Raw genomic sequence first — 15030 nt, forward strand, 5'->3', positions numbered from 1 at the left:
AATTACTCACAGGTTTATACACAGGCTGTTTATAACTTTAAGAAATTACTTGTGAATTATTCATAATACGTAAAGTAATAATAACAAAATTGCCAATAGTTATCAACAACATCTTTAATCCTCTATAAAGTTATTCACAGAACTACTGTGATTCTTGACCTTTTAATTGGTCTTAATATATAATTTATGTGTGTGTGTCTGGAAATTGGAAAATTTCGAGAATTGTATTTGGTAGACCTTACTTGAGGAGGTGTCAGAATGCCTAAGCGTACTTATCAGCCCAAGAAACTTAAACGTAAAAAATTACATGGTTTTTTAAAACGAATGTCCACAAGAAGTGGTCGTAACGTATTAAAGCGGAGAAGAACAAAGGGGAGAAAAAGATTGTCAGCATAAGGCCGCATAAAGTGGCCTTTTCCAATTTATTTTGGTAACCTATTTTAAAAAGCTTATAAAAGTATATAATATTGGGTATGGAAAAAACAAACAGTAAAAAATTTATTTCTTTAAAAAAAAATAAAGATTTTCAAAGGGTTTATCAACATGGTTTTTCTGCCGCAGATCGTAACCTGGTCATCTACAAGCTAAAAACAAGTAATAATGAAACACGTATTGGATTTTCCGTCAGTAAGAAATTCGGAAATGCCGTAAAAAGAAACAGAGCGAAAAGAATATTGAGAGAAATATGCCGGCTAAATTTAGATGTTTTTGAGGATTACCATGATTATATCATAATAGTTCGCATGGCTGCAAAAGACCAGGGTTATCATGAATTGAAATCCAGCGTGTTAAATGTGTTGAAAAAGCTAAACAATTTTAGGGGAAAGAATAATGATTAAAAACCTACTGCTCGCTTTGTTATGGATATACAGAAAAATAATTTCGCCGTTAAAGCCGCCTACTTGTAGATTTTATCCTACTTGTTCAGAGTATGCGCTATTGGCAATTAAAAAATATGGAGCAGCCAAGGGTACAGTTTTAACTCTTAAACGTTTACTGAAATGCCATCCGTTTCATCCCGGTGGGTACGACCCTATTTAGTCCAAGCAGTTATCGGCCATTTAATTTAAGGAGGCGTCTAGTTTGTGGGAAGCGCTTAGAGACGGCATGACTGCCGTTATCGATCTTTTGTATAACTTAACTACAGTAATTGGGTTACCGAGTTACGCTCTAGCAATTATTCTATTGACTGTTATAATTAAAGTTGTATTGTATCCATTAACCAAAAAACAAATGAGATCAATGGTTATGATGCAAAAATTAGCTCCTGAGATTGAAAAAATACAGAAAAAGTATAAAAATAAAGATCCTCAAAAAATGCAGCAAAAAATCATGGAGCTTTATAAAGAACATGATGTAAATCCAATGTCCGGATGCCTACCTATATTAATCCAATTGCCAATTTTAATCGCTTTATATCGGGCACTATTACATTATGAATTTATTAATCCTGCCCATGCGCACTTTATATGGATTGAAACCTTAAAGCATCCTGATCCGTTCTACATATTGCCGGTATTAGCAGCATTGACCACATTCATGCAATCGAAGTTAGTTTCAAATACTTCAAGTCAATTAAATCCTTCTGCTGCCCAAACCCAGAAAATAATGATGTACCTTATGCCCTTAATGATCGGATGGATTGCGACAACGCTGCCGGCTGGTTTATCTTTATACTGGGTTGTATATAATATTGTTAGTGCTGCACAACAATATTATATCAACAGGCAAATCTTGGCTACGGATAAGGGGGTAGCTGAGAATTGAAATCATATGAATTTACGGGAAAAACCGTTGAAGAAGCGCTTCAAGCCGCTGTTAATGAGCTTGGTGTGAGTAAGGAAGAACTCGAGTATGAGATTTTAGAAGAGCCTTCAAAAGGCTTCCTTGGAATTTTTGGCGGTAAACCGGCTAAGATCGCAGTGACCGTTAAGGAGAATCATGTTCAAAAGACGGTAAATTTGATTAATGCTATTGTTAATGCTATGGATTTGCCAGTTGAAACCCAGGTAGAAGACGATGGTCAAGTGATTAAAGTAAACATTCAAGGTGAAGATTTAGGTGTATTAATTGGCCGTCGGGGTGACACACTGGATGCATTGCAGTACCTAGTTAACTTGGCTGTTAATAAAAACACAGAGAAGAGAAGAAAAATTATTATAGATGTTGAAGGATATCGTAAGCGCAGAGAAGATACCCTACAGAAACTAGCTTTTAAATTAGCTGATAAAGCAAAAAAACGTGGTAAAAGTATAATATTAGAACCAATGAACTCTCACGAAAGACGTATAATACACACCGCACTACAAGTTCGCGATGATATTTATACATTTAGTGAAGGAGAAGAACCTTATCGTAAAATAGTAATTGCCCCTAAGAAATAAATAATTTGCCCAGCAGCATTAGCTGCTGGGTTTTTTAAAAAATAATGATATTAATAATAAAAAATTCTAGGAGGCTTTTTAGTGGTTGATGACACAATTGCAGCTATTGCTACCCCATTAGGAGAAGGTGGAATTGGTATTGTCCGGATTAGTGGACCTGAGGCTATAAATATTGGAAAAACTGTCTTTAAAGCCAAATATAATCATAATTGGTTTGACGGTCCCGGCTTTAGGATGGTATACGGACATATTATCAACCCTAAAACTAACGAGACAGTAGATGAAGTAATTCTTTCGTTAATGCGCAAACCGAAAAGTTTTACCGGTGAAGACGTGGTAGAAATTAATTGTCATGGTGGAATTCTACCATTAAGAAAAATACTGGAAGTAGTTTTAAACTGTGGGGCAAGATTAGCAGAGCCCGGTGAATTCAGTAAAAGGGCTTTTTTAAACGGCAGATTAGATTTGGCCCAGGCAGAGTCTATTATTGATATTATTAGAGCAAAAACGGATACCGGTTTAAAAATATCTGTAAATCACTTACAAGGGCAATTATCATCTATTGTTAATAATATTCAACATGATATATTGGGTATATTGGCTCAAATAGAGGCAAATATAGATTTTCCGGAAGATGAAGTAGATGAAGTATCTTACAACAATATTTTAAAGCAAACTAAGAACATAAAGGACCAAGTAGAAAAATTAATTGCTAGTGCAGATACTGGAAGAATTTATCGTGACGGTGTACAAACTATAATTATCGGCCGGCCAAATGTCGGTAAGTCATCTTTATTAAATGCCTTATTAAAAGAAAATCGGGCGATAGTTACTGATATTCCGGGCACAACAAGGGATATTATTGAAGAAATTATTAATATAGGTGGGATTCCGCTAAAAATTATTGATACCGCAGGGTTAAGAGAAACTGACGATATTGTAGAAAAGATAGGTGTAGAAAAATCTAAGGAACTGATAAAAAAGGCGGATTTAATATTATTTATTATTGATGCAGCTGACGGATTTAAGCCGGAAGATCAAGAAATACTGAAAATGATTTGCCAGAACAAAGTAATATTAATTATAAATAAAATAGATCTCCACTATGATCATGATATACAGGATGAAATCGCTAAAAACTTCCCGGAAATTCCCCAAATTGAAGTATCTGCATTATACGGAACCGGAATAGAACTATTGGAACAAAAAATTTCTGAAATGGTGCTGCAGGGACAGGTTAGTGTTGATGATCAGGTATTGGTAACTAAATTAAGACATAAGCAAGCCTTGCAAAAAGCTTTAAGACATCTGGAAGATGTAATTTTAGGTATTGAAGCAAATATACCCCTTGATCTAATTTCTATTGACTTAAAGGCAGCATGGGAAGCCATCGGAGAAATTACCGGTACAACCGTAAGTGAAGATTTAATAGATCGGATATTTAATGATTTTTGCATAGGTAAATGAGGTGTTGAACGTTGTATTATAACGCAGGGACATATGATGTTATAGTTATCGGTGCCGGTCATTCAGGTTGCGAAGCGGCATTAGCTTCGGCAAGAATGGGTTGTCGTACTTTAGTCCTTACTTTAAATATGGATAATATAGCCTTAATGCCCTGCAATCCGGCAGTCGGCGGCCCGGCTAAATCACACCTGGTTAAAGAAATAGATGCTCTTGGCGGCGAAATGGCCCTCAATACCGATCGCAATGCTATCCAAATGAGAATGTTGAATACCGGCAAAGGACCTGCAGTCCATGCCTTAAGGGCCCAGTGTGATAAATTAAGCTATCAAAAAAATATGAAAGCGGTGCTGGAAAAACAGCCTAATTTAGACATTAAGCAACTTATGGCAGAACGTATAGTTCTTGAAGGGGGTAAAATAGCCGGTGTTGTTACTCATACCGGCGCAAAATTCTCTGCCCCTGCGGTAGTAATTACTACCGGCACATATCTTAGGGGTCGCATCATTATTGGAGAAGTGCAATACACCGGAGGACCGAATAATCAATTTGCTTCAATTACCCTGTCAGATAGCCTAAAAGAATTAGGGTTAAAACTTTTGCGTTTTAAAACCGGCACACCGGCGCGGGTAAATAAAAGAAGCTTAGATTTTTCCAAAATGATAGAACAACCGGGGGACAAAACCGTTCATAATTTTTCCTTTATGTCTCCAATCAAAGAAAGAGAGCAAATCTCTTGCTGGTTGACTTATACAAATGAGAAAACTCATGAAATAATAAGAGCTAATTTGCACCGTTCACCTTTATATTCCGGGGAAATGGAGAGTGTTGGCCCGCGCTATTGCCCTTCAATAGAAGAAAAAGTTATTCGCTTTGCTGATAAACCTCAGCACCAAATATTTATTGAGCCCGAAGGCCGTAATACATATGAAATGTATGTGCAAGGTATGTCTACCAGTTTACCTGAAGATGTACAATATGAAATGCTGAGAACCATAAAAGGTTTAGAGCATGTAGAAATAATGCGACCTGCTTATGCTATTGAATACGATTGTATCGATCCCACTCAGCTGAAACCGTCTTTAGAATTAAAAGCAATTCCCGGTTTGTTTTTTGCCGGTCAAGTAAACGGCACTTCCGGTTATGAAGAAGCCGCCGCTCAGGGTTTAATTGCCGGAATTAACGCGGTCCGGTACGTTAAAGATAAACCTCCTTTGATAATCAGTCGTTCAGATGCCTATATCGGAGTGTTAATCGATGATTTGGTTACCAAAGGGACAAATGAACCCTATCGCTTGTTAACTTCCCGTGCGGAATATCGGTTGTTGCTGCGGCAAGATAACGCAGATATGAGATTGACTGAAATAGGACGAAAAATCGGCCTGGTAGATGACAGAAGATGGGCTGCTTTTAATAATAAAAAACAATTGATTGAAGAAGAGATACAGTGGTTAAAAACAACGTCACTGCCCTGCAGTGAGGAAGTTAATAACATTTTATCTTCCGCCGGAACAACACCAATCGAACAAAAAACACCTATTTACACATTACTGAAAAGACCGGAAGTTACATATGATTTAATTTCTAAGATGCCGATAAACCGAGAAAAGGACATACCTCAGGATGTAAAAAAAGAAGTAGAAATATTAGTTAAGTATGAAGGTTATATTAAAAAACAGATTGCTCAGGTAGAGAGATTTAAAAAAATGGAAAATAAGTACTTAGATGAAGATATAGATTATAATTTAATTACCGGATTGCGCAATGAGGCCAAACAAAAATTAAATGCTATCAAGCCGCGATCAGTTGGACAGGCTGCACGTATTTCCGGTGTCAGTCCGGCTGATATTTCGGTATTATTGGTTTGGCTCGAACAGCAGCGTCGGAAAAAAACAGAGGGTTTTGCCGATGAAAAATAACTGCGATATTTTAATTAAAACCTTAATTGAAGGCGGTAAAGAATTAGGATTTGTTTTTTCTGATTTACAGCTGCAACAGTTTAAACAGTACTATGAATTTTTAATAGAAACTAATGCTCACATTAATTTGACGAACATTACCGAACCCCAGGAAGTTGCCCTGAAACATTTTTTAGACTCATTAATATGTTTTAAGGCTTTTGATTTTAAAGGCAGTAAAAAAGTTATTGACGTAGGCAGCGGTGCGGGGTTTCCCGGTATGGTGTTAAAAATATTTAACAACGATTTAGATTTAGTTTTGTTGGATTCGTTACAAAAAAGAGTTGATTTTTTAAACAAACTTATCGCTAAGCTGAAACTGCCCAATATAAAAGCCATCCATGGCCGGGCTGAAGAAGTGGGAAAAAACAATGAACATCGTGAAAAATACGATATTGTTATATCAAGAGCAGTGGCTAATCTTTCTGTACTGGCAGAATACTGCTTACCGCTCGCCGGAATAAGCGGCAGTTTTATTGCCATGAAAGGCCCAAATGTGGAAGATGAAATAAAAGCGGCACATAAAGCAATAACTTTGCTGGGAGGAGAAGTAACTGCAATTAAGGAGTTTTCCTTACCCATTATAAATGATCAAAGAACTATCTTAATTATAAATAAGGTCACCCCTACTCCGAATAAATACCCAAGGAGAGCGGGAATGCCGGCTAAAAAACCCTTATAATAAATAAATATAAAAAAATAGATGCTCAGCATCTATTTTTTTATATAGGTTCACATTCTTGCAGTAATTTTAAAGCAGGAACTAATATAAATAATGTGGAATAGAAGAAAATTAAATCATATTATTTTTAAATTCAGGTTTGCCCTTTAGGTGGTGATTGATTGGCTAAAATAATTGCTGTTGCCAACCAAAAAGGTGGCGTCGGAAAAACTACCACGTCGGTAAATTTGTCTGCCTGCCTGGCTATGGAAGGTAAAAAAACACTGTTGGTAGATATCGACCCTCAAGGTAACAGTACCAGTGGATTGGGGATTGAAAAAGAGAAATTAGAGAAGTGCATTTATAACGTGTTAATTGACGGGATAACCATTTTAGAAGTCAGAAAAAATACAGAAATAAAAGGATTGGATATTATTCCGGCCACTATTCAATTGGCCGGGGCAGAGATTGAAATGGTGGGAAGACTCAGTCGGGAGTACATTTTGCGAAAATCGCTGGTACCGGTAAATGAAATTTATGACTATATTATCATTGATTGTCCGCCTTCATTGGGCCTATTAACCATTAATGCTTTAACGGCAGCAAATAGTTTATTGATCCCTATTCAGTGCGAATATTATGCTTTAGAGGGATTGGGACAATTATTAAATACATTTCAATTAGTTAAAGAAAATTTAAACCCTCACTTAGAAATTGAGGGTGTGCTGTTAACAATGTTTGATGCCCGCACAAACTTATCTATTCAAGTGGTTGATGAAGTAAAAAAATATTTTAAAAATAAAGTTTATAAGTCAATTATTCCAAGAAATGTCCGCTTAAGTGAAGCGCCCAGTCATGGTAAACCGGCAGTGATATATGCTTCTAGATCCAAGGGAGCCGAGCTTTATCGTGACTTGGCAAAGGAAGTGATCGGAATTGCCTAAAAAAATGGGTTTAGGAAAAGGCCTGGCTGCGTTAATACCTGACTATAGTGAAGAGAATAAGAATTTATTAAAAGAAATTAATATTGATGAAATTACTCCCAACCCAAACCAGCCCCGAATAGACATGGATCAAGAAAAATTAAATGAACTGGCTGATTCAATAAAAGAACATGGTGTTATCCAGCCAATTATAGTCAGAAGAATAAAGAAAGGCAGTTATCAAATTATTGCCGGTGAGAGGCGTTGGCGCGCCTGTAAAATGTTGGATTTAAAAACCATACCGGCTATCATTACAGAATACAGTGATCTTAAGTCTACCGAAGTTGCTTTAATTGAAAATTTACAAAGAGTAGATTTAAACCCATTGGAGGAAGCTTTAGCTTACCAAAGCTTAATAAACGAATTTGGCATTACTCAAGAAAAGTTAGCAAAACGGGTAGGTAAAAGCAGATCAGCAGTAGCAAATACCTTAAGGTTATTATCTTTGCCCGATGACATTTTACAAATGCTGAAAAACGGTGATTTAACGAGCGGACATGCTCGGGCATTATTAGCATTAGACGAGGCAAGAAAACAAATAGCGGTGGCCAAAGAAGTTGTAAATAAGCAGCTTTCGGTACGGCAAACAGAGCGACTGGTTAAAAAACTAACTGAACAAAAACAAACAGGCAATGAAAAAAATCAGCCGCAAGCTAACCCGGAATTATTATACTTACAGGATAAATTACAAAATATTTTCAGTACTAAGGTACAAATTAAAACTAATAAAAAAGGCAAAGGTAAATTGGAAATTGAATTTTATAATCAAGATGATTTAAATAGAATAATCGATATTGTACTTAAGATGCAATCAGGTTAAAATGTTTCACGTGAAACAATGTAAGTTTGTTTCACGTGAAACATTTTTATTATCTTAATTAATTACATAATTTGGAGTGAACAATATGCTGGGGACAATAGTAAACGTAGGGGCAATTACAGCAGGGGCAACACTAGGGATGTTTTTTAAAAAAGGTATTTCTGAAAAAATGCAGGATACCATCACAATGGGTATGGGCTTAGTTGTTGTACTCATTGGGTTGAAAACTGCATGGCAAACGCAAAACGAGGTAATTTTAATTATAAGTATTGCGGTAGGAACGCTAGTGGGCGAGTTACTAAAAATAGAAGAAGGATTAGCAAAAGTCGGTTTGTGGTTAGAATCTAAGGTAGGTGGACATGAGGGCAGTGTAGCCAAAGCATTTGTATCCACCAGTTTAATTTACTGCGTTGGCGCAATGGCCATCATGGGAGCTATTGAAGACGGATTGACCGGCAATCCCCAGATACTGTTTGCTAAATCTGCAATAGACGGCATAATGGCCATAGTATTTGCCTCTACCTTGGGAATAGGAGTATTGTTTTCAACAATTCCGGTGTTTATCTATCAAGGTTTAATTACCCTTTTTGCCGGGTATTTAAAAACAATTCTATCTGAAGCAATGATTGCTGAAATGAATGCCGTTGGCGGTTTGTTGATACTGGCAATAGGGATAAATATTTTAGGTTTAAAAAAAATAAAGGTTGGTAATATGTTGCCGGCTATTGTATTTGCAGTTTTGTTTGTTTGGATTAAAGCAAATTATATGTAAAATATATATATTATTGTGGGAGGCATTAACCGATATGTTTCAGCAAATAGATCAATATGCCGATATTTTATTGTTGGCTGCCGGCGGGTTGCTGCTATTATCTATAACTAGTCAAATAATACTGTTTTTTAAATTTAACCAAATAAACCGCAATTATAAAAGACTTACCCGCGGTGTTACTAAAAAAAATCTAGAAGAAGTTGTTTTACAATTAATAGATAAAGTAGCAGAAAATAATGATAATCTGGAAATAATTAATAACAAACAAAAAGAAATCTTGGCTCAATTAAATAAATGTTTAAAAACACCGGAAATAACCCGCTATAATGCCTTTGAGCAAATGGGCAGTGACTTAAGTTTTACAGCAGCTTTTTTAGATAACGAACTTAACGGCTTGATATTAACCAGTATTTATGGGCGGAATGAGTCAAGAATTTATGCCAAGCCAATTAATAAAGGAAAATCGGAATATCTTCTTACACCGGAGGAACAGGCGGTTATAGATGGTTTTATGCAAAAAAAAAATCTACAAAACTAAAAAAGGGGCGTGTCTAGTGCGGCACGCCCCTTTTTTTAACCGAAATCGCAACATGTAACAGTGAGGAGAACTTTTACATTATTTTGCTTGCTGCGAAATAGCCTCCTTAGTTTGTTTAAATTCCGATATAGTGGCTAACAAACCGTCTTTAATTAAATCCGCCAGCTTCATTACCAAGCTCAACCGAGTATTTTGTAAAACTAAATATTCCATAAAACCGCCTACGTTAACAATGCCGGTGATGTGTATGTCTCCGAAACTGGGCAAACTTTTTTGTACACCTGCCCCTGGTTTAAGTGCCCCGGTGGCAATATTTATGTAACCTACACTTTCCAACTGACCAAGACAGGCGTCAATAGCGATAATTATCGCGTCTTTATGAGTTTTCATAATTAGTTCTAACTTTTCTTCTAAATTTCTGGCGTGCACCGGGTCTTCTAAAGTGCCATATACATGGTAAAAATCTTGCTCCACCTCATTTAATTTACTTCCGACTAGCGGCCCCAAGCAGTCTCCGGTTGATCTGTCAGTACCAATACAGATCACAACCAAAGGACGTTCATAATTAAACCCCAATTTTAATAATCTATATGTTAAATCCCAACTAAACTTATTTATAATTTGAGGATCTTGGTAGTAAATTTTTGTCTTTGGTGTAGCGGTATACTTCTCTAACTGATTAACAACGGACATAATTAGTTTCCCCCTCAAATAAATCAACTACTATATTTATGCCCGAAACAGCGGTGAAATATTCCTCTAACTTTTTTTGGTCAGTGGGAGGTGTAAAATGACAAATAACCTCGTGATGTTTTTAAAAATATTTGCACTATATATCGGTGCAGTCATCGGTGCCGGGTTTGCGTCCGGCCAAGAAATTATGCAGTTCTTTATCGGCTATGGAATTAAAGGTATCGGTGGGGTAGTGGTGGCTGGTTTACTGTTTGGCTATCTAGGAATGGTAATTATGTATCTGGCTACAAAATTGCAAGCAACAAACTATCAGCATGTACTTCCCTTATTAATGGGAAAGGGTGCGGTAATATTTGATGTTTTAAGTTTATTGATGCTGATTGGCGGGCTGGGAGTAATGTTTGCCGGCAGCGGTGCCGTTCTGAATCAATTTATCGGCGTGCCCAACTATATTGGCGTGACTGCCGCACTGATCATAACCTGTGTGGTAATTTACGGCGGTGTAAACAGAGTGCTCTCGGCAAACTTGCTGTTAGTGCCTATTAAATTATCGGTGGTAATATTTATATCTGCTTTAGCGTTAATTAAAAGCGGCGTAAAGCCGGATCCGGCAGTAATTAATTTTAATCATTCCGCGGTAGCGGCAAATTGGTTATGGGCCAGTATACTATATGTTTCTTACAATATGGTAGTGCCGCTGGCGGTTTTATCTACCACCGGAAGAATTGTATCTGTAAAAGTCGGCGTTTTGGCCGGCTTATGGGGCGGCTTGGTTTTAGGTTTAGCCATTGGTTTGGTTACTACTGCCGGTTTATCATTTTATCCGGAAATTTTTCATTATTCAGTTCCCATGCTGTATCTTGTTAGCTGTGTAGCTCCTTATTTTGAAACTTTCTTTGCCTTGCTGATTTGGCTGGCCATGTTGACAACGGCCATTGCCGATGCTCATGGTTTTGCCAGTCGTGTAGCACCCCAAGGAGGTAAATATTACAAAATTTGTGGGATTGGAATTTGCTTTGCCGTTTTACCCTTAACTCAATTTGGATTTGCTCCTTTAGTGCAAAAACTTTATCCTCTTTTTGGATACTTAGGATTGATTTTAACGGTTACCTTGTTGATTACACCTTTTATCAAGGCAAAAAAATTAATACCATAAGATAAATCTAGGCAGGACTTTACTGCGGTTAGGGATAATGTATAATTGTTATAATATACCAATTACAAAGTTTAAAAGGAGTGAAAATTCATAAGCTGGCTGGATACAGTTATTATATTAATTATTGCTTTTTCCGCTCTGCGCGGTTTTTTTACGGGCTTTATTCTTTCATTGACTAAATTAATAGCTTTTATTATTGGTTTGTATGTCGCTTTTAAATTCTATAAAGTATTTGCCGACTACTTAATTGTTGTTTGGAATTTAGACGGTATGATGCAGCCGTTGGTAAAACCGGCACTGTCTTTTTTGCATCCCGCAAGGGAAAGTAATACAATAATGTTAAACAGTGACAATATCAATATTTATATATCCCATCACTTAATTGGTATCATTTCCTTTATACTGTTATTTTTGGCAACCTATTTTTTTATTAAATTATGCGGCAGGCTGTTAAACGGAATTTTTAACGGGGGAATTCTTGCTCCCGCCAATCGCCTGGGCGGGTTTATAATAGGTGCTGTCCGTGGCTTGCTGCTGGTTTTACTGCTTATGATCATACTGATACCGCTACAGGCACCAATTGGTTTAGTGGGCGGTGAAACGGCACTAATGCAGGCTGTTAATCAATCGTCACTGGGTAAGTTTTTGTGGCAAATCATTTCTTCAGCAGAACTGAAATTAAATTAACTTAATACATTAACTTTTCTATACAATAGGTAATAATAATTACAAATTTAGATATATGGAGGTAAAAAATGCAGATAAAACACCCGGCAGAACAATTGACATATCGCCGGCAAAATGCCTGGCAGAAAATTAACGGTAACTTAAAAGATGAAATTTTAACTTTTAATGAAGGCTACAAAAAGTTTCTTGATTTTTCAAAAACTGAAAGAGAGACAGCCTTACAAATAACTGCCGAGGCGCAAAGCAGGGGCTTTATACCGCTAAATGAAACCGGCAGACTGCAGCCCGGCAGCAAAGTAATGTTAAATTATCGCGATAAAGCTGTCATGTTGGCAGTGGTAGGGACAGATCCAATCGATTTAGGAGCAAATATCATCGGTTCACATACTGATGCCCCCCGATTAGATTTAAAACCACACCCTCTGTATGAAAAAAGCGGTTTAGCACTGCTTAAAACCCATTACTACGGAGGAATTAAAAAATATCAATGGTTGGGGATACCGCTGGCATTACACGGAGTAGTAGTGCGGAAAGACGGTATAACAGTATCGGTAGTCATTGGTGAGAGTAGCGAAGATCCGGTATTTACCATTACAGACCTGTTACCCCATTTAGCCAAAGATCAAATGAGTAAAAAAATTACAGAGGCTATTACCGGTGAAGGTCTAAATGTTATTATCGGCGGCATTCCGTTAGCAAATGAGGATGTTAATAATCCCATCAAGTTAGCGGTATTGGACACATTATATAAAAAATTCGGTATGAACGAAGAAGATTTTGTAAGCGCCGAATTTGAAGTTGTGCCGGCCTGGAAGGCAAGAGATGTCGGTATTGATCGCAGCATGGTGGGAGCTTACGGCCAGGATGACAGAGTTTGTGTTTACACATCTTTGCAGGCTATTATGAACACCAATATGCCAAAGACAACTGCGGTAACCATATTTATGGATAAAGAAGAAATCGGCTCCAGCGGAAACACCGGTATGGCGTCGCGAACTTTTGAAAACTTTATGGCTGAATTAACAGCCAGGCTGTTGCCCCAGTACAGTGAACTGGCGCTGCGCAGGTGTCTGGCTAATTCCAAAGCATTATCCGCTGATGTAAATGCCGCTCTTGACCCGAATTATGAGGAAGTAATGGAGAAAAATAACGCGGCAGTATTAAGTCATGGTGTAGTATTAACCAAGTATACCGGTTCAAGAGGAAAATCCCAAGCCAACGATGCCCACGCTGAATTTATGGGATACGTCAGAAATCTTTTAAATGCCAACAATATACCTTGGCAGACCGGTGAATTAGGTAAAGTTGATCAGGGCGGCGGCGGAACTATTGCTTATTTAATGGCGGCATACGGAATGGACGTGTTGGATTGCGGTGTGGCACTGCTGGGAATGCATTCCCCCTTTGAAGTAGCCAGCAAAATAGATGTTTATGCTGCCTACCAAGCATACCATGCTTTCTTAAATAATTAATTTAAGGAAGATGTGGGGAGAGGGAGATAGATGATTCGTTACCAAGTCGGAGATATTGTGAAAATGCGCAAAACACACCCCTGCGGCGGAGATCAGTGGGAAGTGATGCGCGTTGGCATAGATTTTCGCCTTAAATGCACAACCTGCGGCAGGGTGATTATGATTCCGCGCAGTAAATTTGAAAAAAGTGTAAAAAGCATTGTTGTCAAAAAAGAAGAAGAATAATCGAATTTTAAGAGATCTTGCCAATTAGGCAGGATCTCTTCTTGCCTTTGCATTTGCTCTATGATATACTCTAAAAGTTAAATGATTTATCCCCCGCTCCATCACCAGAGATGGGGCCATAGTCCAAGGGAGGAGGTGAGAGGTTTGCGTAGTTACGAATTGGTTATGGTTATCCGTCCCAACCTGGAAGAAGAAGCTTATGAAGCAATTACCGCTAAATTTACCGACCTCATCCAAAACAACGGTGGAGAATTGGTAAAGGTAGATAAATGGGGCAAAAGACGTTTAGCTTACGATATTAAAAAGTTTAAAGAAGGCTATTACGTAGTTGTTGAGTTCAATGCTCAATCTGAAGTAGCCCGTGAGCTGGACCGTGTTTTAAAGATTACTGACGATATTATTCGCCACATAGTAGTGCGCAAAGATAAGTAAATCGGGGTGAGAAAATGTTAAATAAAATAATTTTAATCGGTAGATTAACACGTGACCCCGAACCTCGTTACACTACCAGCGGAGTGGCGGTTACCAGGTTTACTCTTGCAGTAGACCGCCCTTATACTAACCGTCAAGGAGAAAGAGAAACTGATTTTATTGATATAGTTACTTGGCGTAAACTGGCAGAAATTGTAGCAAATAACCTCAGTAAAGGTCGCTTGGTAGCGGTAGAAGGGTCTTTGCAGATCAGATCATATGATGACAGCCAAGGGATTAGGAGAAAAGCAGCTGAGGTAATAGCGGATAACGTTCGGTTTTTAGACAGTCCTAAAGATCGGGATGTTCAACAAAATCAATTTAACGAAGACACTGCTGGTGGATACGCCAGTGAAATAAGTTTTTCTGACGACGACGATGATCTTCCGTTTTAAAAAGGAGGGATAACATGGCCAAGGATCGCCGCAGAGGCAAAAAGCGCGTCTGCAGCTTTTGCGAAGATAAAATTGAAGTAATTGATTTTAAAGATGTGCCGCGGCTTAAAAAATACATCACTGAACGGGGTAAGATTTTACCTCGGCGCATTTCAGGGAACTGTGCCAAGCACCAACGTATGCTGACACTGGCTATTAAAAGAGCCCGCAACGTTGCACTATTACCATATACCGTAGAATAAAAAGGGAGCATGCCGCTCCCTTTTTTGATACCCTAAGACTTACACCACTCATGTTTGATTTTACATATAAATAATAAACCTTACATTCGGGGTAACAAATAACAAAAAT

20 protein-coding genes are annotated in these 15030 nt (G+C 37.7%); 19 read left to right on the forward strand and 1 reads right to left on the reverse strand.

Translation table 11 applies throughout. The features are described 5' to 3' along the window. The first annotated feature begins 258 nt into the window (after positions 1-258). The 12 genes from rpmH (at position 259) to ACZ5NG_RS11310 (ending at position 9580) form a co-directional block, all read left to right on the forward strand. A complete protein-coding gene (rpmH, locus tag ACZ5NG_RS11255; RefSeq protein WP_464251874.1) occupies positions 259-396 on the forward strand; it encodes a 50S ribosomal protein L34 in 138 nt (45 codons plus the stop codon). Between the two features lie 77 nt (positions 397-473). Then, positions 474-839 carry a ribonuclease P protein component gene (rnpA, locus tag ACZ5NG_RS11260; protein WP_464253165.1) on the forward strand — a complete coding sequence of 122 codons (366 nt, stop codon included), beginning with the start codon at positions 474-476 and terminating at the stop codon, positions 837-839. Then, entirely contained in the window at positions 832-1041 is a 210-nt protein-coding gene (gene yidD, locus ACZ5NG_RS11265; protein WP_464251875.1) for a membrane protein insertion efficiency factor YidD, read from the forward strand. The genes rnpA and yidD overlap by 8 nt, the downstream gene beginning before the upstream one ends. A 42-nt stretch (positions 1042-1083) precedes the next feature. After that, positions 1084-1767, forward strand: coding sequence for a YidC/Oxa1 family membrane protein insertase (locus ACZ5NG_RS11270; RefSeq protein ID WP_464251876.1), 684 nt, complete (start codon positions 1084-1086; stop codon positions 1765-1767). Further along, complete coding sequence (gene jag, locus ACZ5NG_RS11275; protein WP_464251877.1) at positions 1764-2384, forward strand: RNA-binding cell elongation regulator Jag/EloR; 621 nt, start codon at positions 1764-1766, stop codon at positions 2382-2384. The genes ACZ5NG_RS11270 and jag overlap by 4 nt, the downstream gene beginning before the upstream one ends. Positions 2385-2465: 81 nt before the next feature. Beyond that, positions 2466-3851 carry a tRNA uridine-5-carboxymethylaminomethyl(34) synthesis GTPase MnmE gene (gene mnmE, locus ACZ5NG_RS11280; RefSeq protein WP_464251878.1) on the forward strand — a complete coding sequence of 462 codons (1386 nt, stop codon included), beginning with the start codon at positions 2466-2468 and terminating at the stop codon, positions 3849-3851. A gap of 11 nt (positions 3852-3862) precedes the next feature. After that, entirely contained in the window at positions 3863-5767 is a 1905-nt protein-coding gene (gene mnmG, locus ACZ5NG_RS11285; RefSeq protein WP_464251879.1) for a tRNA uridine-5-carboxymethylaminomethyl(34) synthesis enzyme MnmG, read from the forward strand. Further along, complete coding sequence (rsmG, locus tag ACZ5NG_RS11290; RefSeq protein ID WP_464251880.1) at positions 5757-6488, forward strand: 16S rRNA (guanine(527)-N(7))-methyltransferase RsmG; 732 nt, start codon at positions 5757-5759, stop codon at positions 6486-6488. The genes mnmG and rsmG overlap by 11 nt, the downstream gene beginning before the upstream one ends. A 161-nt stretch (positions 6489-6649) precedes the next feature. Then, on the forward strand, positions 6650-7411 hold the full coding sequence (locus ACZ5NG_RS11295; protein WP_464251881.1) for a ParA family protein: 762 nt from the start codon (positions 6650-6652) through the stop codon (positions 7409-7411). Then, on the forward strand, positions 7404-8270 hold the full coding sequence (locus tag ACZ5NG_RS11300) for a ParB/RepB/Spo0J family partition protein (protein WP_464251882.1): 867 nt from the start codon (positions 7404-7406) through the stop codon (positions 8268-8270). The genes ACZ5NG_RS11295 and ACZ5NG_RS11300 overlap by 8 nt, the downstream gene beginning before the upstream one ends. Before the next feature lie 139 nt (positions 8271-8409). Continuing rightward, positions 8410-9042, forward strand: a complete 633-nt coding sequence (locus tag ACZ5NG_RS11305; protein WP_464251883.1) for a DUF554 domain-containing protein — start codon at positions 8410-8412, stop codon at positions 9040-9042. A 34-nt stretch (positions 9043-9076) separates the two neighbouring features. Next, positions 9077-9580, forward strand: a complete 504-nt coding sequence (locus tag ACZ5NG_RS11310) for a DUF4446 family protein (RefSeq protein WP_464251884.1) — start codon at positions 9077-9079, stop codon at positions 9578-9580. 78 nt (positions 9581-9658) lie between these two features. Here the strand turns inward: ACZ5NG_RS11310 and yyaC are convergent, their stop codons facing one another. After that, positions 9659-10273, reverse strand: a complete 615-nt coding sequence (gene yyaC / locus ACZ5NG_RS11315; RefSeq protein ID WP_464251885.1) for a spore protease YyaC — start codon at positions 10271-10273, stop codon at positions 9659-9661. 97 nt (positions 10274-10370) lie between these two features. Between yyaC and ACZ5NG_RS11320 the strand changes: the two genes are divergently transcribed. The 7 genes from ACZ5NG_RS11320 (at position 10371) to rpsR (ending at position 14921) form a co-directional block, all read left to right on the forward strand. Further along, positions 10371-11429, forward strand: a complete 1059-nt coding sequence (locus ACZ5NG_RS11320) for a YkvI family membrane protein (protein ID WP_464251886.1) — start codon at positions 10371-10373, stop codon at positions 11427-11429. A 111-nt stretch (positions 11430-11540) separates the two neighbouring features. Next, positions 11541-12116 carry a CvpA family protein gene (locus ACZ5NG_RS11325; RefSeq protein WP_464253166.1) on the forward strand — a complete coding sequence of 192 codons (576 nt, stop codon included), beginning with the start codon at positions 11541-11543 and terminating at the stop codon, positions 12114-12116. Positions 12117-12184: 68 nt separating this feature from the next. Continuing rightward, on the forward strand, positions 12185-13588 hold the full coding sequence (locus ACZ5NG_RS11330; RefSeq protein ID WP_464251887.1) for an aminopeptidase: 1404 nt from the start codon (positions 12185-12187) through the stop codon (positions 13586-13588). Positions 13589-13618: 30 nt separating this feature from the next. Further along, positions 13619-13813, forward strand: a complete 195-nt coding sequence (locus ACZ5NG_RS11335) for a DUF951 domain-containing protein (RefSeq protein ID WP_464251888.1) — start codon at positions 13619-13621, stop codon at positions 13811-13813. A gap of 135 nt (positions 13814-13948) precedes the next feature. After that, a complete protein-coding gene (gene rpsF, locus ACZ5NG_RS11340; RefSeq protein ID WP_464251889.1) occupies positions 13949-14245 on the forward strand; it encodes a 30S ribosomal protein S6 in 297 nt (98 codons plus the stop codon). 14 nt (positions 14246-14259) lie between these two features. Further along, positions 14260-14679: a single-stranded DNA-binding protein gene (locus ACZ5NG_RS11345; RefSeq protein ID WP_464251890.1), complete on the forward strand. Its 420-nt coding sequence runs from the start codon at positions 14260-14262 to the stop codon at positions 14677-14679. A gap of 14 nt (positions 14680-14693) precedes the next feature. After that, positions 14694-14921 carry a 30S ribosomal protein S18 gene (gene rpsR, locus ACZ5NG_RS11350; protein ID WP_464251891.1) on the forward strand — a complete coding sequence of 76 codons (228 nt, stop codon included), beginning with the start codon at positions 14694-14696 and terminating at the stop codon, positions 14919-14921. Positions 14922-15030: the final 109 nt, after the last annotated feature.

Source organism: Desulfovectis peckii, from assembly GCF_055391705.1.